The 25609-nt window shown below is 36.2% G+C and carries 14 protein-coding genes and 1 pseudogene; 11 read left to right on the forward strand and 4 right to left on the reverse strand.

Annotation, left to right across the window (positions count from 1 at the left end):
* The 7 genes from rbfA to LEP1GSC049_RS211880 all read left to right on the forward strand — a co-directional run bounded on the left by rbfA (position 1) and on the right by LEP1GSC049_RS211880 (position 9146).
* Positions 1-354, forward strand: a complete 354-nt coding sequence (gene rbfA / locus LEP1GSC049_RS211910; protein ID WP_001068305.1) for a 30S ribosome-binding factor RbfA — start codon at positions 1-3, stop codon at positions 352-354.
* Positions 311-1240 (forward strand): tRNA pseudouridine(55) synthase TruB, encoded by a 930-nt coding sequence (gene truB / locus LEP1GSC049_RS211905; protein ID WP_025183925.1) that lies wholly within the window; start codon positions 311-313, stop codon positions 1238-1240. Before rbfA ends, truB begins: the two co-directional genes overlap by 44 nt.
* Before the next feature lie 51 nt (positions 1241-1291).
* Positions 1292-1558, forward strand: a complete 267-nt coding sequence (gene rpsO / locus LEP1GSC049_RS211900; protein ID WP_000562102.1) for a 30S ribosomal protein S15 — start codon at positions 1292-1294, stop codon at positions 1556-1558.
* 11 nt (positions 1559-1569) lie between these two features.
* Positions 1570-3657: a polyribonucleotide nucleotidyltransferase gene (gene pnp / locus LEP1GSC049_RS211895; protein ID WP_004755858.1), complete on the forward strand. Its 2088-nt coding sequence runs from the start codon at positions 1570-1572 to the stop codon at positions 3655-3657.
* A gap of 27 nt (positions 3658-3684) precedes the next feature.
* Positions 3685-4968 (forward strand): M16 family metallopeptidase, encoded by a 1284-nt coding sequence (locus LEP1GSC049_RS211890; protein WP_016748503.1) that lies wholly within the window; start codon positions 3685-3687, stop codon positions 4966-4968.
* A gap of 303 nt (positions 4969-5271) precedes the next feature.
* Positions 5272-6816 carry a rhomboid family intramembrane serine protease gene (locus LEP1GSC049_RS211885; protein WP_004776827.1) on the forward strand — a complete coding sequence of 515 codons (1545 nt, stop codon included), beginning with the start codon at positions 5272-5274 and terminating at the stop codon, positions 6814-6816.
* 998 nt (positions 6817-7814) lie between these two features.
* Complete coding sequence (locus LEP1GSC049_RS211880; RefSeq protein ID WP_016560929.1) at positions 7815-9146, forward strand: hypothetical protein; 1332 nt, start codon at positions 7815-7817, stop codon at positions 9144-9146.
* Between the two features lie 30 nt (positions 9147-9176).
* Here LEP1GSC049_RS211880 and LEP1GSC049_RS2000000228850 read toward each other — a convergent pair whose 3' ends face one another.
* Positions 9177-9656 carry a hypothetical protein gene (locus LEP1GSC049_RS2000000228850; protein ID WP_016560961.1) on the reverse strand — a complete coding sequence of 160 codons (480 nt, stop codon included), beginning with the start codon at positions 9654-9656 and terminating at the stop codon, positions 9177-9179.
* A gap of 294 nt (positions 9657-9950) precedes the next feature.
* Between LEP1GSC049_RS2000000228850 and gltB the strand changes: the two genes are divergently transcribed.
* Together gltB and LEP1GSC049_RS211875 are read left to right on the forward strand one after the other, a co-directional pair.
* A complete protein-coding gene (gltB, locus tag LEP1GSC049_RS0206705) occupies positions 9951-14447 on the forward strand; it encodes a glutamate synthase large subunit (RefSeq protein ID WP_016748505.1) in 4497 nt (1498 codons plus the stop codon).
* Between the two features lie 1631 nt (positions 14448-16078).
* The gene (locus LEP1GSC049_RS211875) at positions 16079-16765 is read left to right on the forward strand and encodes a hypothetical protein (protein WP_004755777.1); all 687 of its coding nucleotides are present in this window, start codon (positions 16079-16081) and stop codon (positions 16763-16765) included.
* Positions 16766-17278: 513 nt separating this feature from the next.
* Here LEP1GSC049_RS211875 and LEP1GSC049_RS211870 read toward each other — a convergent pair.
* Entirely contained in the window at positions 17279-18952 is a 1674-nt protein-coding gene (locus tag LEP1GSC049_RS211870; RefSeq protein WP_004755754.1) for a TolC family protein, read from the reverse strand.
* Between the two features lie 65 nt (positions 18953-19017).
* Between LEP1GSC049_RS211870 and LEP1GSC049_RS211865 the strand changes: the two are divergent.
* A pseudogene (locus tag LEP1GSC049_RS211865) lies at positions 19018-20895 on the forward strand (thioredoxin domain-containing protein); the annotation flags it as partial.
* A 795-nt stretch (positions 20896-21690) separates the two neighbouring features.
* Positions 21691-22731 (forward strand): DUF3800 domain-containing protein, encoded by a 1041-nt coding sequence (locus LEP1GSC049_RS211860; protein WP_004763281.1) that lies wholly within the window; start codon positions 21691-21693, stop codon positions 22729-22731.
* A gap of 362 nt (positions 22732-23093) precedes the next feature.
* On the opposite strand, the gene LEP1GSC049_RS211855 is transcribed toward LEP1GSC049_RS211860, so the two are convergent.
* Together LEP1GSC049_RS211855 and LEP1GSC049_RS211850 are read right to left on the reverse strand one after the other, a co-directional pair.
* Entirely contained in the window at positions 23094-23636 is a 543-nt protein-coding gene (locus LEP1GSC049_RS211855) for an SRPBCC family protein (protein WP_004755771.1), read from the reverse strand.
* Between the two features lie 501 nt (positions 23637-24137).
* Positions 24138-25586 carry a RecQ family ATP-dependent DNA helicase gene (locus LEP1GSC049_RS211850; protein ID WP_004757025.1) on the reverse strand — a complete coding sequence of 483 codons (1449 nt, stop codon included), beginning with the start codon at positions 25584-25586 and terminating at the stop codon, positions 24138-24140.
* Positions 25587-25609: the final 23 nt, after the last annotated feature.

Here is a 25609-nt window from a genome sequence, read left to right on the forward strand (position 1 = left end):
GTGAATCCGATCCGAAGAAGAAAAATCGAAGCGGAAGCGGTTCGAACCGTTGCAATGATGATTCTATCGGGTAAGGTAAAAGACCCGAGGGTGCATATGGTTTCCGTACATCGTGCGGAAATATCTGAAGACGGAAAGAACATGAAAGTGTTCGTGACTGCGATCTGCACGGACAAAAAAAAAATAAAAGTATTGTCCGGACTCAATAGCGCTGCGGGTTTATTCCAAGCGACTTTGTCCGGAAAGTTAGGACTTAGAATTACACCTAGAATGCATTTTCTCTGGGACGAGGAATATATTCAGAGTTTGGATGAATCGCTCAGACTTACTAGAAAACCCACGAACACGGACTGAATCCGGATTCTTACTGATCCATAAACCAATAGGTATGACTTCTTCAGATCTAGTGGTTACCGTTCGTAAAAAACTAGGATTTAAGAAAGTAGGTCATACCGGAACCTTAGACCGAGCTGCAAGTGGTCTAATGATTCTACCCATTGGAAGTTGTACTAGTTTTTCCAGCGTATTTTTAGAAAAAGAAAAATCCTACCAAGCATGGGTAAAGCCGGGAGAATCCACTGATTCCGGAGATAAAGAAGGCGAGATTTTAGAATCTCTTCCCAAAGAACAAACTGAAATCTGGTTTCAGGAACACCAAGAAAAATTGAGGGATCTATTTGAACAAGTGCCTACTTGGGAAACTCAAGAAGCTCCGGAAGTTTCTGCTCTCAAGGTAAACGGTAGACGAAGGTCGGATCTATTTCGAGAAGGGGTCGCTCTTGTTCCAGCCGTTCGAAAGATCAAAGTATATCAGTATGAACTGGGAGAATTTTCTCCCGAATCCATTTTTTTTCAAATTCGAGTTTCTGCAGGAACTTATATTCGTAAAATTGTAATGGATATTTCCAATCAGATCGGTTTTCCGCTTCGTTTAGAAAAATTGGTTCGTACAAGTATAGGTAAGTTGAACTTAAACCAGGCGGATTCGTACGAAAGTTTATTAGAAGGAAAGATTAAAGTTTATCCTCCGGAAACGATTTTGGACTTTCCGACGATAGAAGTTCCGAACACGGAAGTAAAAAACGTGCTCAATGGTAGAAAAACTAAATTAGAATGGATTCCAGGAAACGAGTTTCTTTTGGTTTCTCCGGAAGGAGAGATCCTTGCTTGGTGTAAAAAAGAAGAACATGGGATCCATGAATTGGATTATAAATATTTAAGGGTCTTTCCTAAAAATTAGCTTTAAAGTGGCGCTATTGACTGGAAAATGGTAAAAAGGTATATTCACTCTATGATAGCTACTGAACAGAAAAAACAAATTATCAGTAATTTTGCCCGCAAAGCGGGAGATACGGGTTCCACTGAAGTACAGATCGCTTTGATCGATGCTAGAATCAAAGAATTGAACGAACATTTTAAGACTCATAAAAAAGATTTTCATTCTAAAACTGGTCTTCTAAGACTTGTAGGCAAAAGAAAAAAACTTCTAGATTATCTTAAAAGAACTGAATTAGAACGTTATAAAAAACTAATCGAAACTCTCGGACTTCGTAAGTAAGGGAGTCGTTCATGACACACACAATTTCCGGCCAGTATGGCCGAGATACGATCGTTTTAGAAACTGGAAACTGGGCAAAACAAGCACACGGGGCCGTTGTTTATAAATCTGGAAATTTAGTTTTACTGGCTACCGTATGTGCTGCCGAGGAAGCAAAAGAAGGACAGGATTTTTTTCCACTGACTTGTGAATATACTGAAAAACTTTATTCAGTCGGTCGCTTTCCAGGTGGTTATTTTAAAAGAGAAGCCAAACCCCCGGAACATGAAATTTTAATTTCCAGGATCATAGACAGGCCGATTCGTCCTTTATTTCCAGAAGGTTATTTCTGCGAAGTACAACTTCAAGTTCAGGTACTTTCTGCAGATGGGAATGTTTCCGTTGCAGGACATGCTTTAAATGCTGCCAGTGCTGCATTAGCAGTTTCTGATATTCCTTTTAATGGACCAATTGCAGGCGCAAGAATTGGTAGAGTCAACGGAGAATTGATTCTAAATCCTACTACTAAAGAAATTTTAAATTCCGATTTGGATATAGTAGTTGCTGGAACTAAAACTCATATCGTAATGATTGAGGGAGAAGCGAAAGAACTAAACAACGAAGAAATGATCTCCGCTCTTCGTTTTGCTCAAAAACATATCGCAGAATTTGTAACTCTTCAGGAAGAATACTCTAAAAAAATCGGAGTTATTAAACGCGAAGTTAACTTGAAAGTCCGGGACGTAGAACTTCTTTCTAAAGTAAAAGAATACGCGTTTGCAAAACTAACTGCAGCGAATCAAACTCCGGATAAAACTGCTCGTAATAAAGAAATTTCTAATGTAAATAAAGAAGTAATAGAATTTTTCAAAAGTACGGTTGAGGACTCTGACAAGATCAAGGATATAAAAGCATATCTTCACGAGTTAGAATATGAGATCGTAAGAGAACAAGTTCTTACAAAAGGAACTCGTTTTGATGGTAGAAAGTTAGACGAAATCCGTTCCATCTCTGTGGAAATCAATCCTCTTCCGGGTCCTCATGGTTCTGCGGTTTTTACGAGAGGTCAGACTCAGTCTTTGGGAGTTGTGACTTTAGGGACCGGCTCTGACAATCAAAGATACGAAACTTTGGAAGGCCAGAAAGAAAAATCTTTCATGTTACATTATAATTTCCCTGCATTTTCTGTGGGGGAAGTTCGTAGATCTTCCGGTCCGGGTAGAAGAGAAATCGGTCATGGAAATCTCGCCGAACGCGCGTTAAAGCTTGTTCTTCCTAAGCCGGATGAGTTTCCTTATGTGATTCGGGTAGTATCTGAAATTTTAGAATCCAACGGTTCTAGTTCTATGGCTTCTGTTTGTTCTGGTTCTTTGGCTCTTATGGCTGCAGGTGTTCCGATTCGGGGAAGCGTTTCTGGAATTGCAATGGGGCTTTTTTCAGATTCTTCCGGTAAGTATGCAGTTTTATCCGATATTGCGGGTCTGGAAGACCATTTCGGAGATATGGATTGTAAAATCGCCGGAACCAGAAAAGGGATCACGGCGTTTCAAATGGATTTGAAAGTGACCGGTGTTAGCTTTGACGTTCTGGAAAGTGTTTTCGAACAAGCACAGAAAGGTAGATTTCATATTTTGGATATTATGGAGAAACATATATCCAAGGCTTCCGCGACGTTAGCCGGAACTGCACCTCGTATCATCGTTAGAAATATTCCTAAAGATAGAATCGGAGAATTGATCGGACCAGGTGGTAAAAACGTTCGAGGGATCAGCGAACTTACCGGAGCCGAACTTTATATAGAAGACGATGGAAAAGTGACTATTTCTGGTTCCGACCAAGAGTCGGCAGAAAAAGCGGCCAAGATGGTGGACGGTTTTTTTGCAGAAGTAGAAGTAGGAAAAATCTACGAAGGAAAAGTAAAACGAATCGCTGATTTCGGTGCATTTGTGGAAATTCTTCCGGGTAAAGAAGGTCTTTGTCATATTTCCAAGATCGATTTTAAAAGAGTAAACTCGGTCAAAGACATAGTCAAAGAAGGTGACATTATTCGAGTGAAAGTTTTAAACGTAGATAAAACCGGTAAAATTGATCTTTCCAGAAAAGACGCTCTCGAAGAATAAGTATAAGAATTTTTTAATATTCCATTGGTGCAGGAACCTTCACAGATAGTTCATAAAAAAGTTCTACCTGGCGGAATAACTGTTCTTTTTCAAAAAGCCCCTCATACCGTTAGCGCGTCTGCCGGGGTTTTTGTTCGAGTTGGTTCCAGACACGAATCCTCTAAAAACGCGGGTTATTGTCACTTTTTAGAGCATATGCTCTTTAAAGACACCGCTAAACGTTCTGCAAAACAACAAGCAGAAGATATAGAAAGAGTAGGTGGTTTTACAAATGCAGCCACCTCGAGAGAATATACTTACTTTCACGTTACCGTCGCAGGAAAACATATCGGTATCGGCTTGGAATTGTTAGCCGAAATGATCTATGAACCTTTGCTTAAGCAATCTGATATAGACAATGAAGCGGGTGTTATTTTGGAGGAACTTCAAGGTTATGAGGATTCTCCTGAAGATTATATCCACGATTTTTACTATCAGAATTTTTTTCCTAAAAATTCTTTAGGGCGCGATATTATAGGTACGAGAGAATCTGTTTCCGGTGTTACTCATAAAAGTATATTAGAATTTTATGATACATATTATCATACGGAGAATATGTTTCTTTCTATTTCTGGAAACTTTGAACCAGACGTAATTTTTACGATTGCCGCCAAATATTTCAATAGAACCAGAGTTAAAAAAAGGGAAGGAAATTCATTTTCCTTACCTAAGAAAAAATGGGGTTATTTCCCGAAAAAGAAAAAGCTGGAACAGGTTTATTTTATTTTAGGTGGAGAAGGATTTGCTAGAGAATTTCATAACGCTTCTTCTGCGAGTTTATTTACTCATATCCTGGGCGGAGGAACTTCTTCCAGACTCTTTCAGAAAGTGAGAGAAGAAAAAGGGCTTTGTTATCATATTACTGCTTATCCTTCTTCTTATGCTGATGTTGGAATCAATAGTATCGTTTGTTCCACTTCTAAGGAAAAATTCATTACCTGTTTAGAAACAATTTCGGACGAAATCAAATCGGTTTTGGATCACGGAATTTCGGAGAAAGAACTTTTAGACGCTCAGACTAATCATGAAGGCACTCTTTCGATTAGTTATGAACAAACCGAATCTCGTATGAATACAATCGCCTTAATGGAGTTATACTATGGTCGCAATTATTCTTATGAGGAAAGGGTGAAGGAAATTTATTCTATTACTTTAGAAGATTTGAATATGTTTGCCAGGTCCGTTTTTGGAATTCCTAAACTACATCTTTCAGCGCTCGGAAATTTGGGTCTAAAAGAAGAAAAAGCAGTTCAAAGAATTTTTTCTTTGTGAGATTTGGTTTTCGGGGGTGGTATGCGACATTTGTTGAGTTTCTGGAATTTATATGAGATTCATATATAAGATCGTTAGTCGCTATAGCTTAAAAATATTTTAATTCCAAAAAGAAAACTGCTGAAATATTAGAATTGTTGAAAAATTCCATAGTGGAATTCGCAAAATTGTTTCGATAGCTCGTTTCAATGTAACGAAGATAGATGTAGAATTCATTTTTTAACAACCCTATTCTAAAAAAATTGAATTGATGAAAGGTGCGACTCATATCAGTATCAGCGAAATTGAGTTAAAAAACATTCTATGAATACTTATATCAAAAAATTAAAACATATACTTCCCATTTTTTTATTAATCTATGTTTTGAATCTGATTTTATTTTTGGGTGCACGTTGGTTGCTTACCATTCGATATGAAATTTTAGATATTAACGAAGAAATTTGGGACTTTGTGCTACCTATAACTTTACCTTGGATACCTATCTTGATATGGTTAAGACCTAGAATGCGAATTTTACGTTTTAAAAATGAAGACAGCAACGGATCTTTTTATCTTCAACTTATTTCGGCTCTTATAATTACTGTTTCTCTTATGATTACTCAAAGTTATTTAACTACGGCCATGGGAAAGTTAGAAGTTATTTCTAATATTCAACAAATTGAAAGTGTTTCTAAGGCTCGTTATTATAAACTTATCAATTTTTCTGTCGATCCCTCCTTTGCTGGTGTTTCTGCTAATGTTACAGTTACCGGAAAATATAATGAAAACTTAAACTTAGAGTTATTTATTGGGATTCCTTTTTTACCGGAAGCTAAAAGTTTTAACGAAAAAGAATATAAATATTGGTATGGAGTTAAATTTAAAAAACAAATCAGTAATAAATTGAACGATGAAGAAAAAGAAAAGTTATATACAGACTTTTACGAAGAATCTATGGCGATTATGGAGCAATACGACTACCATTCTTTGGATCATTTTGAACGTACTCCTACATCTGATGATAAAAAATACTTTTTACAAGCTATTGAATCATCGATAAAACGAAAACCGGACGAAAGTTACATTATTTTGGAACCGATACCGGAAAAATTCGAAAGCAAAAATGAAGGTAAACTTGCCTGGTTTTTTGGAACTTTCGGGATTGGTTTTTTGATTTTGTTAATCTCATTAATATTCCCGAGTTATAAAGTAGAAGGTTCTGAAATGTTATCGCAGGACGAACAAGTGAAAGAGTATTCTTTGAGAGATGTGTTGGAGTATTTGTTTCCTCGAGGTGATCACATGATTACTTCAATTTTATTAAATTTAAATATTTTAATTTTCTTAATAATGATTTTTTCAGGAGTTCATTTTTTTTATCCGGATGGACCTAGTTTGTTGGAATGGGGGGCAAATCGAAGAATTGAAACGTTAGCCGGCCAATGGTGGAGGCTTTTAACTAATGTATTTGTTCATGCTGGTTTCCCACATTTATTTTTTAATGGATTTGGTCTTATCATTTCAGCAATTTTCGTAGAGCCCATTCTTGGACGAATTCGATTTTTAATTCTTTATATTTTCTCTGGACTTTGTGGAAGTCTTGCTAGTATTGTATGGTATCCGAATACAATTAGTGTAGGGGCTTCCGGTGCAATTTTTGGACTTTACGGTGCGATCTTAGGACTTGTGCTAATGGATGCATTTCCCAGAGATGATAAAAAAAATGTTTTGATCATGATAGTAACGTTTATACTAACTGGTTTGATTTGGGGATTGTTTGGTGGAATTGATAATGCTTCTCATATAGGAGGGCTTGTAGGCGGAACTATTTTGGGAATCATTTTATTTCAATTTGGCAAGAAAGATTGAAGAAATATTGCTTAAAAGACTGTCCACTTTTATGTGACTACTTCAATTTAGGAATTAAATCTATTAATTTTAAGTGAAAGTAAGACTAAGTTTTTTATTAATTATATAGAATATTTTAATATTATAAACCTATATAAGTGCATACTTTTAATTTCAAATTTAAACAATTTGTCTTTATGGGTAGGAACGATTTCGTAAGATTTATCAGTTATTTATATAAAATGAATTTTTAATCTGATTGTGGTTTTACTGATTTCTATTAAATTAACGTGAGTTTGGCATAACAAATGCGAAAACGATTATTATGCTGTGATTCATAGAGAGCAGCACCTGAGTTTATTATTCGCCAAAATTTTCTTACACCAAATTCACGTTAAATTAAGTATTGTAAATTTTTATTACAAAACACTATTTCAGCGTAAAATATTGGGACTTTATTTTATAGTTCTAGGTGAAACGAAAAATTTACGTGTAAATTTGATTTAGAACCCTTTATCTTTAGATTTTATAACGTTTACAATCTATGATCATTTTTTGAAACGTTTGAAAGATCGTGTTCTATAAAAGTTCTTTCTGCAAAACTTATTCTTTTAAAAAGTATTTTCTATTTATAAAATTAAATGGCTGCTAATTTTTATAAAATTGAGTATCTTAAGTTTTTGTCGTAAAATACTATTCCAAAGTAAAACATTGTTACTTTGTTGTATAGTTAGTTATGAGTAAAAAAGTAGTTTTTAAAAATAGGATTCGACTCAGTAATTTGACGACTATTTCGTTATGAGTGTGGTTTGTAAACTCAGTGCCTTACCGCTTGTTATTGAAATCAAAATTTTGTACGTTGCGGTTGTAACGTAGATCGTTTCACAAATGCCATCTTTCGGCTTTTTTCGTTCCTTACGAGTTTCTCGAAATGTCTTGAATTCCTGAAAAGTGGGTGAAAACTGTCCAATCAAAGTGTAAGTTCGTCTTGTTCAACTTAACAAACGTAAATTGATCGTATGTCCGGAAATGATAAAAAGATTCTAGAGCAAAACTCTCACGGCGAATTTGAATTAACAGCTTACGGAGAGTTCTTAAGTTATTTCCATACTCATATTCAACTTTTTAACGGCCTTATCTCTGGTAAGAAAATTTCTCCAACAGACCAGGAAACTCTTAAACAAAAAGTACGTTCTTATATTGTAAGTAATATCCAAAAGACGGAGCAATTTTTTGATCACCTTCCTAAGTTCGCTGAATTTCTAGGAATGTCCCAATCTGATCTTTCCGCGTTTATGACGAAAAATTTCATGAACACACACGCGGGGATCAAAAACAAACTCATTGAACAGGAAAAGGCAAATATAGGTAAACCTAAAAGGAAAAGATATTCCCGTATTTCGGAAGAAATTTTGGAAACGATCGGAGAATTGGTTCCTCCAGGTAAAAGGTTTATCGGAATGGAAGGTTATGTGGTTCTTAGAGACGATGCGACCGGAAAAGATCTTGAACCTTCCGCCTCTTCTTTTGGTGAAACACCTAAGCAGGCTAATGAGGAAAGTGAGTCGGGACAGGGTGTCGTTAAAAAAGTTACACCACAAACTTCTTCCCCCGCTGTACCTTTAAAAAAGCAGCCCGAAAAATTGATTCTTACCGAAATCTTGGATAGATTTGGTTCCGAATTTTCCGGAAAGGTTTTAGAATTAAAAAGGGAAGAGTTTGAGGAAGCGGAGATAACGGCTCCAGTTGCGGTTGGTGGTAACGAAGAATTGTTAACCGAAGTAGAGGATCTTCAATTTGAAGGTTTTGAAGAACCTACGTTTTTAGAAGATACTTCGGTTGAACCGGAAGAACCCCCCGTGAATATTCCATTTTCTAAATATATGGAAAGTGTAAATCGTGTTCGACAGTTTCAAAAAGACGGTCAACCGGACGCTTATAAAAAATGGGTGATGGCTCTTCCTTCGGAACTCAGCGCTCTTGTTCAACTTCATTCTTTTGTTTTGAAGGAAATGAAAAATGAACCTTTAGATTGGAATTCTACCCTTTCCTCGATTTCTTCTAGAACTGGATTAACAGAGAAAAGACTTTGGAAGGTTTTGGATCTGACTCGTATTTTTGCCGAATTCAGGGCAGGTTTGGAAAAGGCTTTTGTATCTTCTAAAACCGCCGGTCCGGGAATGGAAGAACTTGTGAAAAAAGCCTGGCCCCACATTCTTAAAATTTTCGAAGAATATCCAAATACTTCTTCTTTGCGCCAAAAGTTGGATCAACTTTTTACTAGAATCCCGGATGCAACTCAGAGAAAAAAACTTTCCGATCTGTTCCTTCCCCTTCTTCAAAAACTCTAGATCGAGTTTTTCGATTTCATTCATGACTCTTTAGAACACACCTAAAATAGAGTGAGATTCTATCTTTGTGAGAGTTCCCACATTTGGAGAGTGAGATTCTAACTTTGTGAGAGTTCCCACATTTGGAGAGTGAGATTCTAACTTTGTGAGAGTTCCCACATTTGGAGAGTGAGATTCTAACTTTGTGAGAGTTCCCACATTTGGAGAGTGAGATTCTAACTTTGTGAGAGTTCCCACATTTGGAGAGTGAGATTCTAACTTTGTGAGAGTTCCTACATTTGGAGAGTGAGATTCTAACTTTGTGAGAGTTCCCACATTTGGAGAGTGAGATTCTAACTTTGTGAGAGTTCCCACATTTGGAGAGTGAGATTCTATCTTTGTGAGAGTTCCTACATTTGGAGAGTGAGATTCTAACTTTGTGAGAGTTCCTACATTTGGAGAGTGAGATTCTAACTTTGTGAGAGTTCCTACATTTGGAGAGTGAGATTCTAACTTTGTGAGAGTTCCCACATTTGGAGAATGGAAAATTCCCTTTTTAGATCTGGAACGGTGTTTTCAATTGTGTTATACTCAGGAGTGAGAAAATTTTTTGAAAAAGAAGGATCCAACGAAGAACGTGGTCCTGTTTTACAGGTAGAGTCCCGACAGATTCTTATTTCAATCCAGTCTTTTAAAAGAATGTTTTCAATTTACTCAACTCTCAATTTATTGGCTGTAACTGGGGAATTTTGCTGAAATTTCGACCATAAACGAACCCGACGTAATATGGAAACCAGGGAAATTGGATGAAGAGGGATCTGGCAGATGAACGATCTAAAAGAACAATTACAACTTCAAAAGTATCTGGAAGAAAATGGACTCTATGAGAACTCATTCGAACATGATAACTGTGGAGTGGGATTTGTTGCTTCCTATCAGGGAGAAAATAGTCATAGAATCGTATCTATGGGGCTTAAGGCTGTAGCCTGTCTGACACATAGAGGTGCAGTAGATGCGGATATGGTAACCGGGGACGGAGCCGGTATTATGATCCAGATTCCCAAAAAGTTATTTGCCACTTACATCGAAGAGATGGGTCACAGAAGACCTGATGAAGATTCCATCGGAGTAGGAATGATTTTTCTTCCTCGAGAAGACATAGATAAACAAGATATGTGTCGTAGTCTCGTAGAGTCCGCACTCATGGAATTTAACTTTAAACTTTATGCATGGAGATACGTTCCAGTAAATCCGGAAGTACTAGGACCTAAAGCAAATCAGTCCAGACCTCAGATCGAACAGGTTTTAATAGGCAAACCGGAAGGGATGTCAAACGAAGACTTCGAAACCAAACTATTTCTAATTCAGAAAAAATTAATGAGAGACGCAGATCGTCACTCACTTGCAGGGGATCTTTATATCTGTTCTCTTTCGTCAGAAAGAATCGTTTTTAAAGGACTATTCAACGGAAATCAAGTTTCCCAGTTTTACGATGATCTGAATTCGGAAGAGATGGTTTCTCCCTATTGTATCTTTCACCAAAGATACTCAACAAATACGTTTCCTTCTTGGGCTTTAGCACAACCGTTTAGAATTTTAGCTCACAACGGTGAAATCAATACGATCGCCGGAAATAGGATCTGGATGCTGGCACGCGAGGAAGAACTAGAATGTAAAAAATGGGGTGAGTACCAAAAAGAAATTCATCCGATCATTCGCCCTCACATGAGCGATTCTGCAAGTTTGGACAACGCGATGGAAGCGATTGTTCGTTCTGGTAAGGATGTTCTACAAGCAAAAGCGATGCTCGTTCCAAATGCTTGGTCTAAAAACCTGACCATGTCGGAAGAGTTGAAAAGTTTTTACGAATATAATAATACTCTAATAGAACCATGGGACGGGCCTGCGGCGCTTGCGTTTGCGGAAGGGGATTGGATCGGGGGCGCTTTAGATAGAAACGGACTTCGTCCTGCACGTTATGCGGTTACGGAAGACGGTCTTTTGGTCATGGGCTCGGAAGCCGGACTTGTTCAAGTAGACGAAGAACTCGTGACTAAAAAAGGACGTCTTGGTCCCGGAGAAATGATAGGAATCAATTTAAAAGAGAGAAAACTTTATTATAACGAAGATATTAACTCTCTTTTTGAAAAGAAATACGATTACAGAGAATGGTCTAAAGAGAACGTATCTTATCTCAATCAAGACTTAGATTCTTCCATCAATGAAACGATCACTTACAAAGGTGACGATCTAAGAAGAAGACAGATCTTATTTGCTTATTCTCCATTTAAACAAAAATCGGTGATCAAACCACAGGCGCATCAGGGAAAAGAAGCGATTAGTTCTATGGGAGACGATACTCCACTTTCGATTTTGATGCTTTCTAGAATTGGTCTTTATACTTATTTCCGTCAGAGATTTGCTCAGGTGACCAATCCTCCGATCGATTATATGAGGGAAAAAGGTGTAACTTCTCTTTACACTCGTCTTGTAAAAAAGATGAATTTGTTCGGAGACGAAAAACCTCAGAACTGTTTGGTGCTTTCTCATCCTTATCTTACCAATTTGGATTTAAAAAGAATCCGAGAAATGGAAGGAAAACCATATAAAATTTTAACGTTAGACGCCACATTTGAGGCGCATCTGGAAACGGAGACAAGCCAAAACAGGAATTATTTAGAAACCGCTTTAGAGGCGCTTTTGGAGCAGGCTCTTAAGGCTGCTACTTCCGGAACGAATATTTTGATTCTTTCCGACAAAGAACTTTCGAAAGAAAGGGCACCTATTCCGATGGAACTTGCGGTGGCGGCGGTTCATAATCATCTGATTAGAAATAAAACTCGTTCTGCAGTTTCTATTTTGGTCGAGACCGGATCTGCATTCGAAATTCATAATGTAGCAGTGTTGTTAGGTTACGGAGCTTCCGGGGTTAACAGCTATTTGATTTGGGACACGTTATTTGATCTTTGGGAAAAGGGAGAATTTGACGGAGAAGATGGAACTCGTCCGGAATTTCATAAGATCTGCGGAAATTATCGTTATGGTGTAGACGATGGGCTTCTCAAAATCATGTCTAAAATGGGAATTTCCATTTTATCTTCTTACGTAGGAGGTCAGGTTTTTGAAGCGATTGGTCTTTCTAGAACTCTTGTTTCCAAATATTTCCCAGGAACGTATTCCAGAATTTCTGGAATTGGGATCTGGGGAATCGAACAAAATATTCTCCGAAACCACGAACAAGCTTTTTACAAAGAAATTAATCCGGAAGATTTCATTTCCGAGAAGGACGATCAACCTCACCGTTGGTCTCCTAGAGTTGTTAAGTTTTTAAGAAAGGCCGCAGTCGATAACGATTATGAAGCTTTCAAAGAAGCCACTAAAATTTTGAAAGAAAGTGATCCCATTAACATAAGAGATTTATTCGACTTCGTAGCTAAAAAACCGATTCCGATTGAAGAAGTGGAAACCGTTACTGAAATTCAAAAACGGTTTTTAACTCCTGGAATGTCTCATGGTGCGCTTTCTATTGAAGCTCATACGGATCTTGCGATCGCTATGAATCGGTTAGGTGCTAAGTCTTCTTCGGGAGAAGGTGGGGAAAATCCTTCTCGTTATGTTGTGAACGAAAAAGGGGATCTTGCTAATTCTTCCATTAAACAGATCGCTTCGGGTAGATTTGGCGTAACTTCCGAATATTTGAATTCCGCGACTGAAATAGAAATTAAAATCGCTCAAGGCGCAAAACCGGGAGAAGGTGGTCAGCTTCCCGGTAAAAAGAATAACGAGGAAATTGCAACGAACCGTCATACTCCGATGGGGATCGATCTGATTTCTCCTCCTCCTCACCATGATATTTATTCGATCGAGGATTTATCTCAGTTGATTTATGACTTGAAGATGGCCAATCATAAGGCGCAGGTTTCGGTCAAACTGGTTTCTGAAGCGGGAGTAGGTACGATCGCGGCAGGTGTTGCCAAAGCGAACGCGGATGTAATTCTTATTTCTGGTCATGTAGGAGGAACGGGGGCGGCTCCGATCACATCGATCAAATATGCTGGTTCTCCTTGGGAGTTAGGTCTTTCCGAAACACATCAAGTTTTAGTAATGAATGGTCTGAGAGATAGAGTCGTTCTCCGAACAGACGGTGGGATTGTCTCTGGAAGAGACGTGATCATTGCGGCTTGTTTGGGGGCGGAAGAATACGGGGTCGGAGCTGCGTCCCTTGTCGCATTGGGTTGTATCATGGCTAGAAAATGCCATTTGAACAATTGTCCTACGGGGATTGCGACCCAGGACATCAAATTTCGTGCAAAATACAAAGGATCTCCGGATCAGCTTGTAAATCTATTCACTTGTCTTGCGTTGGAAGTAAGAGAGTATCTTGCGGAACTCGGATTTAGATCTATCGATGAGATCATTGGAAGAACCGATTTATTAAAACAAATTACACGTTATGAAAGGGATCGTTTGGATTCTCTTGATCTCAATCCGATTTTGGTCCGTTTACCTTTGTTTTATGACCCTACAAAACAGAAAAAAGATAGATCCATTCGTAAAGAGCCGGTCGGAGAAGTTCTGGACGATCGTATCATCAAGGACGCAGAAAAAGCACTCGAAGGAAAATCTTCTATGGCTCTTTCATACTTGGTGCGTAATACGAATAGAACCGTGGGGGCAAAGATTTCCGGTCTGATTGCTAGAAAATACGGATCGAAAGGTCTGCCTGGAAAGTTAGAAATCATTTTGGAAGGGACCGCAGGACAATCCTTAGGGGCTTGGCTTGTTAAAGGAGTTCAGATCACCTTACACGGAGATGCGAACGATTACGTTGGTAAAGGTCTTTGTGGTGGTGTGATCGTAATCAAAAAACATCGTAAGTCTAAGTTCAAAGCGTATGAAAATACGATCATAGGGAACACCTGTCTTTATGGTGCAACTTCGGGAAAACTTTTTTGTTCTGGAAGAGCCGGGGAACGTTTTGGAGTTCGTAACTCCGGAGCCGAGGCGGTTGTAGGTGGAGCAGGAGATCATTTTCTTGAATACATGACCAGTGGAACCATCGTATGTCTTGGAAGCGTAGGAAAAAACATGGGAGCTGGTATGACCGGAGGGACTGCGTATTTCTTTCAAAAAGGATGGGACATTGAGCCTCTTTTGAACAAGGAATATGTGAAAACTGTGGATCTAGAAAATGGAGATTATGAAGTGATTCAAAATCTAATTTCTGAACATTCTAAATTGACCGGTTCCGACCTTTCTGAAGGAATTTTAAAGGATTTTGAAACGAACAAAAGTTATTTCGTAAAAGTTGTTCCGAAGTAAAAATTTTTGAGAACTTAAAGTTGGTTTTGTTTTTCAAGTTAAGAGATGTGAGTTTTAAAACTCACATCTCTTTTTTATAGTAGTTACGACATTTTAAGAATCTCTTTAGTAATTTAACTTCGTTGAAAATCGGTCAGTTTAAATTCTTTCGTTTTTTGTAGATAGTGTATTGCTATAATTGAATGTGATTCGGAGTAAGAAAATGGGCGAATCCGGTGTTGCCGGACCGCGCTCTTTAGTTCCAGTCAATAAATTGCATGAAAGAAACGTAATACAATATTTTGTATTTAATTTCAATATAGATCTGTCGGAATTACGACAAATCCTCTGTAAAACTTACACTTGCAACGCGATCCGCAGAGAGCGTTGCATGAGTTTTCCCTAGAAACTCAATGAATTGCTTCCCATGGTCGCAATTCAGATGGAGGTGGAAAGGTTTGAGAGACTTTTCTCTATCAGAAAAACATACTTTTTGCAAGTAAAAAGACGCATTCTTGTCGGAACACTTGAATAATGTGCGTTTTGCTGAGTTCAACTTTGATTCTAAAATCCTTTTCAAGTTGTGGGGTTGGTTATGATGGAGAGTGAGACACTTTCGTTTGAAAAAGCGTTTTGTGCCTCAACTCAATCGCTTTCGCAAAAAAAATGGCTCTTTCATTGTTAAGTTGTTAATAAAAAAAAATGCAGTAGTTCCCACAAATTCTATCTTTTAAGGTAGTTTTATTATATTTTTAGATAATAGAGCTGTTGGAAAATTAATTCTTTATCTGTTCTATTTTATGGAAATGGATGATCTAAGTCTTTTTGTTATCTGAACTATGGAATTTTTCACCAACTCTAATGATAAAACTTGTAAGAGTTCCCACAATTTTAAGTTTTTACTGAGACCTATAAAGTTAAATACTGTGAGTTCGGCTTAAGAAAAACTTTTCTAAAAGTATGAGTTCCTACAATTTTAGAATTGGTTCGTAAAATCGTGATTTGTAATAGTTCCCACACTTGAATACGACAAGTTATAAACTTCTATTTTTAAATTGTGGTAGTTCCTACAGATTACGTCTCTTTTTATCTTTTTTGCGATTTTAAATCATATTTTTCCGAACGAAATTTTGCAGTAGTTCCCACAATTTTAAGTTTTTACTGAGACCTATAAAGTTAGATACTGTGAATTTTGATAATAAAGCTCTGTTTGAATGTAAAATATTGGATACTTTGTTATGTAATTTAGAGATATAACTTTTAAATACAAATCATCTATGGATCTTTATAAAATTCAAAAAGAAACATGACCAATCAAATTATTGCATCAAATCGCCGTTTTGCGGCTATTATAAAAATGAAAAAACTATTTTATAGGTGTTTCTTATGAAAAACTAGGAACTCTCACAAGTTTCAAAGACCTTTCTCTACAATGTGGGAACTATTATTTTTTGAAACGGTGAGAAAAATCGTGCAAAAGCCCAAAGACCGCAGAAATAGACATCATTTGTGGGAACTACTGCAAATTTTCTTTGAGGTTTTGGGACAAACTCTTAAAATATGCATAAATTGTAAACTGATGTCTATGGCGCTTAATGCAAAGATAGTCGTCTAAACGCGTAATCTATTATTTAAAAAGAATTAGGTAGTTTATGAAAAAAATGAAAACTAACGGAACGTGCGCGTATTGTAATAAAGAAATACCGAAAAATTCCAGATCAATCAAAACACATATCTCAAAATGCGATGGTAAAAACAAAACGAAGAAGGGTAAGTCCTCTCGTCATATGATTTTGCTCATTGAGGGAAAGTATAGCCCCGAATATTGGCTTGTAGTTAAGGCAAAGCCAGATACTTCCTTAAAAGAAATAGATTGGTTCATAAAAAATATATGGGTTGAATGTTGCGATCATTTAAGCTCCTTTGTTGAGGGCGATAACGATGATATTGAAATGGAGAAAAAAATAGGACAAGTTTTTGAAAAAGGTTTTAAAGTGGATTACGTATATGATTTCGGATCATCCACGGAATTATCTTTATCGCTAATTGATGAAATCGAAGATGAAGACGAAAAAGATATTAAAATAATATTTAGAAATAAGGACATTGATTTTAAATGTTCTTGTTGTGACAATAAAGCGGTGATGATTTGTCCATTTTGTATCTATAACGGATCGGGTTTTTTATGTCAGTCTTGTATTAGAAATCATGAATGTGTTAAAGAGGAAGGGGACGATTTGCTTTTACCTCTTGTAAATTCTCCGAGAGTGGGGGAATGTGCATACGAGGGTTATCAGGATAAAGACGTAAAAAAGTATTTTCCGAAGGCAATATTTTAGGATTTTTACAGTATAACTTTTTCTAAAATGTGGAACTACCGCAAGTTCATAAATAACGTGAGTTCGGCTTGAGAAAGAACTTTCTAAAAGTATGAATTCCTACAATTTAAGAATTTATTTGTAAAAAATAAATTTGTGGGAGATTACTACCCGGACGCATGAAAATAGTACCAAGTTATTAACGGTCGAATTTACGAAAAAAATAGTAGTACTTAAAAAATACCGCAAATTCGGGATTTACTGCATTTTAAAGCAGGACCAAAATATTCAAATTTTTGAAACAATCTAATCCAAGTATTCTATTCATGTGTCGGAGTAGTAAGTCGCATTACAGATTTTTAAATATTCATTTTTTGTAATTCGAGTCGAGGAGTTCCACATTTATTTTATGGAAAAATCAGGTTTTTATAAAATGAATCTCTTACGCCAAACTTACGTTAAATAAAAAAGAATTTTTGAGATCAATGAACTTAGACGAACTATCAACTTGAAAAAGAAGCAGAACCGGATGATTTATTTTTCGGAAGTTTCCGTAGAAGACTTGGATTGTGCAGCATCCACCATCTTCATTAGTCTATCGATGATGTCATTTACGTTTACGCTGAACCTTTCGAAGATATGATTTTTTGCCAATTCGTAACGAAGAATGTCTATGTTCAGTTGAATTTTTGCTTGGGTGACTTGTAATTCGGATTGAATTACGTTGTCTAAAGCGTTTTTAACCGCGACCGCTGTAAATCTACCCTGACGAAAACGTTCAGAAAGACCTCTGTAGAATTTATTAGCTTCTTCCTTTCTTTTTTTAGCACCTTCGAAAATATCTTTATCGGCAACGATGGCAGCATAACGATTTTCTAATTCTTCTTTGATGGAAAGTTTTAATTCGGCTTCTTTCTTTTCTAGATTTTGTAGGTCTAACTTTGCGTTTCGAATGTCTGCCTTGATCCCTTTGTCCCAAAGAGGGTAGGAAAATTGAAAAGCCGCGTATGCTTCCGGATATTTAAAAGAGGCAACTCCTCTATTTCCATCTGTGAGATTTTGCTGAGGAGAAACAATATTTTGTCCTCTTGTAGAATAAGCCCCTGAAAGTTTTAAAGAAGGCATGTCTTCCGCTTCTTTGATCTTAAGATTTAATTCTGCGATTTCTCTTTGTTTGCGAAGATTTTTTAGATCGGTTCTATGATCGAGTGCGTAGATATAATCTTTTTCAACGTTAAAATCTAAAGGAATGTTTTCTTGAAGATCGGTAACCCCTTCAATTTTAGAAGAAGGATCTGCGTTTAAAATTCGAATCAGATTTCTTTCAGCTTCTCTGCGGGACACTTTAGCTTTTTCTAAATTACCTGCGGTTTGTGATAGAATAGAATTCCATAGATTAACTTCAAAACCTTCCGAAAGTCCTAAGTTCCGTTTTCTAACGGTCAGATCTCTGATGTTTCTAGTATTTGATTCTAAATCTTGCAGTGTTTTTACGTTCGAATCGTAAATATTCAAACTCCAATATTGAATCAATGTTTGCGCTACAAGCTGCGAAAGTACATAGATCAATTCTTCTCTTTTGATCACAGTATTTTGTCTTAAAATAGCTTCTTTTTCTTTCTGGGTTTTTCCAAAACTATACTTTAAAATTTCCTGACTGAGAGTGATCGTCAAAGCTCCAGTATATAAAGGAGGAATTGCGAGTGCGGCTAAGTTAGAAGGAGTTGTGCTGGGATTTTCAAAAGCACTCGTATCAAAACGGGTAGTACTCGCTTCTAGTTTTGCATACGTTCCGGTTTTAAAATTTTTCTCAATTCCGACACTCAATTTATCTTGGCTTTGTTTGGTTCCGGCGAAGATGTTATTTCTATTGGCAGGAAGGGTTGTCCTAAAAACGGTGATTCCACCGATTAGATTCCAAGTAAATTGGGATTCGTTTTTAAGTTCTCCACCATCCGCTTTTACATATTCCATTTTAGCGTTTTGGATCGTAATATTCTTTTCAAGAACATGATTGACTGCGTCTTTTAAAGTCAGTCTCAAGATTTTTTTGGAATCGCCTAAATTTTCAACGGAAGATTTTTTATTCTCTTCTAAAACAATTTCTTCCGGAAGGATGTCCTCACTCCAAGTAGGCTGAATCATCGTGAGTAGAATGGTTCCGAAAACGAGAAGTTTTTCTAATGTCCTTTTCTTTTTGTAATACATACAAGTGCCTACTGAATGGACATGGTTGAATGTAGGAAGTTTTTTAGAAATCGAAAAATAGATTTAAGGAATCATTTGAGAACCAAAGTATCGCAGATTATCTCAATTCTCACTTTGTATCGATCAAAGTGGATCGAGAAGAAAGACCGGACATAGATCGGATTTATATGGACGCGTTACACGCAATGGAACAGCAAGGAGGTTGGCCACTCAATATGTTTTTGACGCCTGAAGGACAACCGATTACAGGTGGAACTTATTTCCCTCCGGAATCTAGATATGGAAGAAAAGGTTTTTTAGAAGTTTTGAATATTATTCAGAAAGTTTGGACGGAAAAACGATCGGAATTGATTGCTGCGGCTTCTGAACTTTCCCAATATTTAAAGGATTCCGGAGAAAGTAGGGCGAAAGAAAAACAAGAAGCGGATTTTCCACCAGAGAATTGTTTTGATTCCGGATTTTTACTCTATGAAAATTATTATGATTCTCAGTTTGGAGGTTTTAAAACCAACCAAGTCAATAAGTTCCCTCCTAGTATGGGACTTGGGTTTTTACTTCGATACTATCATTCTTCTGGAAATCCAAATGCTTTGGAGATGGTGGAAAACACTCTTCTCGCCATGAAACGAGGCGGAATTTATGATCAAATCGGCGGTGGACTTTGTCGTTATTCTACCGATCCAAGATGGTTGGTTCCTCATTTCGAAAAGATGCTCTATGATAATTCTCTTTTTTTAGAGATTCTTGCGGAGTATTCTTTGGTTTCGAAAAAAATTTCAGCCAAATCTTTTGCACTTGATATAGTTTCTTATCTACATCGGGACATGAGAATGGACGGAGGGGGAATTTGCAGCGCAGAAGATGCGGATTCTGAAGGAGAAGAGGGGCTTTTTTATATCTGGGATTTAGAAGAATTTAGGGAAGTCTGTGGAGACGATTCTTCCCTTTTGGAAAAATTTTGGAACGTTACAAAAGAAGGTAACTTTGAAGGCAAAAATATACTACACGAAAATTTTCGCGGTTCCAATTTTACGGAAGAAGAATCCAAACATTTAGATGGAGCTTTGACGAGAGGAAAAGCCAAACTTTTGGAAAGAAGAAGTAAAAGAATTCGCCCTCTTAGAGACGATAAAATTTTGACTTCTTGGAATGGTCTTTATATCAAGGCGCTCGTAAAAACCGGAATCGCGTTTCAGAGAGAAGACTTTCTGAAACTCGCAGAAGAAACGTATTCTTTTATCGAAAAAAATCTAATCGATTCTAAAGGTAGAATTTTGAGAAGATTCCGAGAAGGAGAATCTGGAATATTAGGATATTCGAATGATTATGCGGAGATGATTGCTTCTTCGATTGTATTGTTTGAGGCTGGTAGGGGAGTTCGTTATCTACAAAACGCGGTTCTTTGGATGGAAGAAACGATTCGTTTGTTTCGTTCTACCGCGGGTGTGTTCTTTGATACCGGAATCGACGGTGAAGTTTTATTGAGAAGGAGTGTGGACGGTTACGACGGTGTGGAACCTTCCGCAAACAGTTCTCTTGCTCATTCTTTGGTTAAGTTATCTTTTTTGGGAGTGAATTCGGATCGTTATCGTGAAGTTGCAGAATCGATCTTTTTATATTTTAGAAAAGAATTATATTCTTATGCTCTTAATTATCCGTTTTTGCTTTCCGCCTATTGGTCTTATAAATATCATTCTAGGGAAATCGTTTTGATTCGCAAAAATTCAGAAGCGGGTAGAGATCTTCTCGCTTGGATTCAGTCTCGGTTTTTACCTGACTCAGTTTTTGCAGTTGTGAACGAAGATGAGTTAGAGGAGGCAAGAAAACTTTCCTCTCTTTTTGATTCCAGAGACAGTGGCGGGAATGCTCTTGTTTATGTTTGTGAGAATTTTTCCTGTAAACTTCCGATTGATAACGTTTCTGATCTTGAGAAATATATGTGATTTTCTTAATTTACCTTGAGTTCGAAGTAAGAAAGTCTTGGCAAACAAAAATTCAATATTGTTTGTTTCCATGGTCTCAACATATATCACTTTCGTATTGGTTACTCTGAATTCATGTTAAATTTCGAATTTGTGAGAGTTCCCACAGATTAAGTCGCATTTGCGATTTATTACTCTTTTTGAAAGTTCTTCGGTTCTGTAAAATTCAGATTTGTAATAGTTCCCCATTTTATTTTTTGTATAAAGATTGACTTTCATAAAGAGGATTCCTTACCTCGGACTCACGTTTTTACATAGAACCTCTAAAACCTTAAAGATTGCAGGGATTTTGATGACAAAGAATTACTGGAACGTTCGTAAATATCTAGATGCAATGGTCTGTTGGAACTCGCGCAATTATTAGAAATTTCTAAAGAAGATCGTCTGGGTTTTGCGACAAGTTTAAAGAGCTTTTAGAATATTTAGGAGGTAGTTCCTACATTGGTCATTTGATAATAGTCGGGATGAAATTAAATGACGTGAATTTTTGTCGCAAAGTTCTGTTTGAGTGAAAAATGGCAGGTAATCTATTGTAATAGTTCTGAGTAACAAGTTAAATATAGTAGTTCCGATATTTCCAGATTTTGAGAATACCCCTTTCTAAAAACTTAGTTTCTCGCACTGAACGTCAGTTTATACTGCTTCTGAAATTCGATTTATGATTTAGTATTTAAGAATATTTGTATATTTTGTTTTTAGAATTCATTAGAAAATTTGAGTGGACGAATATGCGCTAATTGAATTTGAATATCCAAAATGAAAAACAGAACATTAGAGGAAATTGCTTTGTCATGGTCTCCTGAAAATGGAGATAGATATGGTGAAGATAGGAAAAAGTTTATTGAATATCTCATACATAATTGTAAAGGATTTAAAAATGGCCAATCAATTAAAACTATTATTAGGAACGGGAACTTTAAATACGATTATAGTAAAGAGGCGTTTCAACATCAAATTATTGTGCCATTTAGAGAAAGTGACAAGGTCTTTATAGGAACTTCCCAAAAAGGTATATATTTTATTGAAAGTTCGGCAGATGCAAAAAATACTTTAGACTTTTACACAAATCGAATACGGTCAGAGCAAAAGCATTTAAGAAACTTGAAGAAGATTATTCGTAAAAATGACTTATTTGCGCAACTTGAGCACACTAAAAAAGAGAAAACAACTGTAAATGTATATTTTGATGAATCAGGAACTCCTTCGCTAAAAAATATTGAAAATGATCCTTTCTTCATAGTTACAGCTGTCGTCATTGAATCAAAAAGAAATAAACCGATCTATGAATTGGATAAACGGTTTCGATTCATTAGAGATTTATTAGGTAAACAAGTAGACTTTGAATTTAAATCGACAAAATTAAAGTTAACCGAATATGAGAAAGTTTTAACAGAATTGTCGACTGTCGATTATGAATTTGCTAGTGTCATTTTTGTAAAAACCAAATTAACGGGCGCAGGATTTAAACATTCAAAGTCATTTTATAAGTTTGCTTTTGATAAACTCTTAAAAGAACTTTTAGAATATTTAGGAGGTAGTATAAATCTTTATTTCGATGAGTATTCAGGTAAAAATTCTAAATTTCAAAAAGAATTTAAAGATTACATAACAAAAAAGAATACTGAATATTATTTCAAAAAGGTTGAACAATTAGAAATGTTTCAAAGTAGTGATCATCCTTTTATCCAAGTTGCCGATCTGATTGCTGGAGTTTTAAAAAATCAAATGAAAAATAAAAATAATTTATTTGAGCTTATTGAAGAGAAGTGTATTTTTACAAAAATTTTTCCCTATTAAAACAATAGCGGAGTAACGGACACTTTTTTCTTCACCATTTGCGGCTCCCGCTTGGAATTTATTACGGTCTTTGCATATAGACACTTTCATGTTTAAAGATAAACAAACCAGTTGTACACAAGCGTATCAGAGCTACGGATGTCAGAAATTTTATTACGTTATCCGAAATATATAGAGTTTGCTTAAAAAATAAAAAAAGCGATTTTCTTTAAACAATCTTTATAAAATTCAAATATAATGATTGTACAATCAAAACTTCTACATGAAATCATTTAACGTAGCCCCTATTTTGTTCCTCTACTTGCGAGCTGCTTGTTTGAACCTTGTGTTATTCCCAGCGCGCAAGTTTTTCAGATAGGTTGTTATTTTTCCAGAAGAATTTTCAGATTGTTTAGACTATCGTCCATGTTCCGGATAATTTTCTGTTGTTGATCAAAACAAACATTAACTATAAAACTGATCACTGTCATAGGAAAGGACATTTTGTCCGACATACCGATCAAAACTTTTGTTTGTTTTTCATTTACGGATTGAGTCGTAATGTAGGAATTAAAACTTCCTTCGAAAGGTTTTTGAAAACGAATCTGAGTGTCGAGCCTTTCACCGTCTATAATGTTCGTGATTTCCTGTTCAGCGGTTCCCACTTCTGGGTTTTCACTTTCCCAAGAAGAAATAAATCCAACGCTACCATCCGTTCCTTGGAATTGTTTTTTCATTTGAGGGTCTTTTTTAGACCAAGCATTCCATTGTTCGTGGTTTTTTAGAAACTTAAGTTCTGCAAAAACTATACTTTTAGGTCGATTGATGACAACTTCTCTTTCTAATTTGAATTCCTTGGGGGAAATGATTGCAAGAATTATAATCAATGCCACAATCCCACCTAGAATATATGATAAAATTTTCATATTCTATTCTCCTATTGCTAGCATAGAAATCGTGATAATTTAGATTTTGTAAATGAAAAAACGAAAATAGTTTTATACTTCTAATCATTTTTTAAACAAAGATTATTTTATTGATAAGGCTATATAACACAGTACCTAAAAGTTTACATTCAAAGTGCTTTTGCGATAAAGACTTGCGGTATTCTACTATATAACTCTGAATAATATAAGTTTTGCGAAAAGATAATTTAGGCAAATCCGGACCAGGCTTTTTAACCCTGGTTAATAAATTGCGTGCAGAAAACGTAATACAAAATATCGTCTTTAGTTTGAGAGAGCGTTTTGCTAAAGTTCCCTTTCGGATTGGTTTTATCGAACTTATGCGAGACTAAACTCCGGACTCCAAGTTGTTGAAAGTTACTAGATTATATGATGCTTTTCTTAAATACAAATAATTTGATTTTAATACCATGTTTTATCAGAAAACTTTTATTTCACCGACTCTATTTTTGATCAAAAGTTCTAATTTGATTCATTAGAATTTTTGCAAATATCGCAGTTCCCGCATTCTGAAAATTTCGCGTCAAAGTATTGGTAAACGAATTCTCTTCTGCATTTTTCTGATTTTAAATAAAGAAGCATTTGATACAGACGTTTTAAACTGGTTTTCTTTTTAAGTTCTAGCGATTCTGTAGAACACAAAGCTTTGGGCAAAGTGGAAATTAATTTTAAAGAATTTTTTTCCAATTCTCCTGAAGTGACTCCGTATCTATCAAATAGATTGAGAACGGTTTGAAGTCTGTGATCTCCTCTGTTTTTAGAAACGATCTTAGATTGTAAATCTTCGTAATCGATCGAAGATAATTTTTCTCCTAAATGTTCCAAGGTCTGAAATGTACGGGAGATAAACGCCGCGTCCGGATTTTGCCATTCTATAAAATCCATCAATACAGAAAGGTCGTCTTGGTTGTAAAACACATGACAATCGGAAGGTTTACCGTCTCTTCCCGCTCTTCCAATTTCCTGATAATAACTTTCTAAAGAAGAAGGAAGTTCTGCATGGATGATCGTTCTAATGTTCGGTTTATCTACTCCCATCCCGAACGCGTTTGTAGCGAGTAGAATTTTATCATCCGATTTTAAAAATCGGTTTTGTATTTTTTTTCTTTGGTCAGCATTTAGCTTTCCGTGATAAACAGAATATTCAATTTTTTGAATATCTAGTTTTTCGCAGAATTTTTCCAAACTCTGGATGAGGTTGAAATAAACGATCGTACTTCCGTTTTGTTTTTTTAAAAGCTTTAGAATTCCATCTGATTTAGAAGGTTCGTCTACAAACGTTCTTACGTCTAAAAAAAGATTTGGTCTGCAAATCCCTTCGTTGTATATTATGATTTCCGAATTTTCTAGTCCCATTTGAAGAATCATGTCTTTTTGGATTTCGGTCGTAGCTGTTGCGGTTAACGCAATCGTGGTCGGTTTACCTAAAATTTCTCGGAACTCGGAAATTTTAGTGTAATCTGGTCTGAAGTCATGACCCCACTGGCTGATACAATGTGCTTCGTCAATTGCAAGAAGAGAAATTTTTCTGTTTTTAAGACAATCTAAAAATTCATTCTTACGAAAACGTTCTGGAGAAACGTATATGATCTTGTATTTACCTTCTTTTAGGTATTGATAACTTTGAAGCCTATCTTGTTTAGAAAGGGAAGAATTGATATAACCAGCTTCGATTCCGAGTCGTTTCAGTTTTAACACTTGATCTTGCATGAGCGCGATCAGAGGAGAGATGACGATTGTTAATCCCTCTAAAATAAGCGCTGGAATTTGATAACAGATCGATTTTCCCATTCCGGTAGGCATGATCACCATACAATTTTTTCCGGAAAGAACATCCGTAATGATTTTTTCTTGAGAGGTTCTAAAAGAAGAAATTCCGAAAAGGGTTTTGAGTTCGGAAAGAGAGGCCATTACGATCAGGATTTGTCAATGAT

This window comes from Leptospira kirschneri serovar Cynopteri str. 3522 CT, from assembly GCF_000243695.2.
GTDB lineage: Bacteria > Spirochaetota > Leptospiria > Leptospirales > Leptospiraceae > Leptospira > Leptospira kirschneri.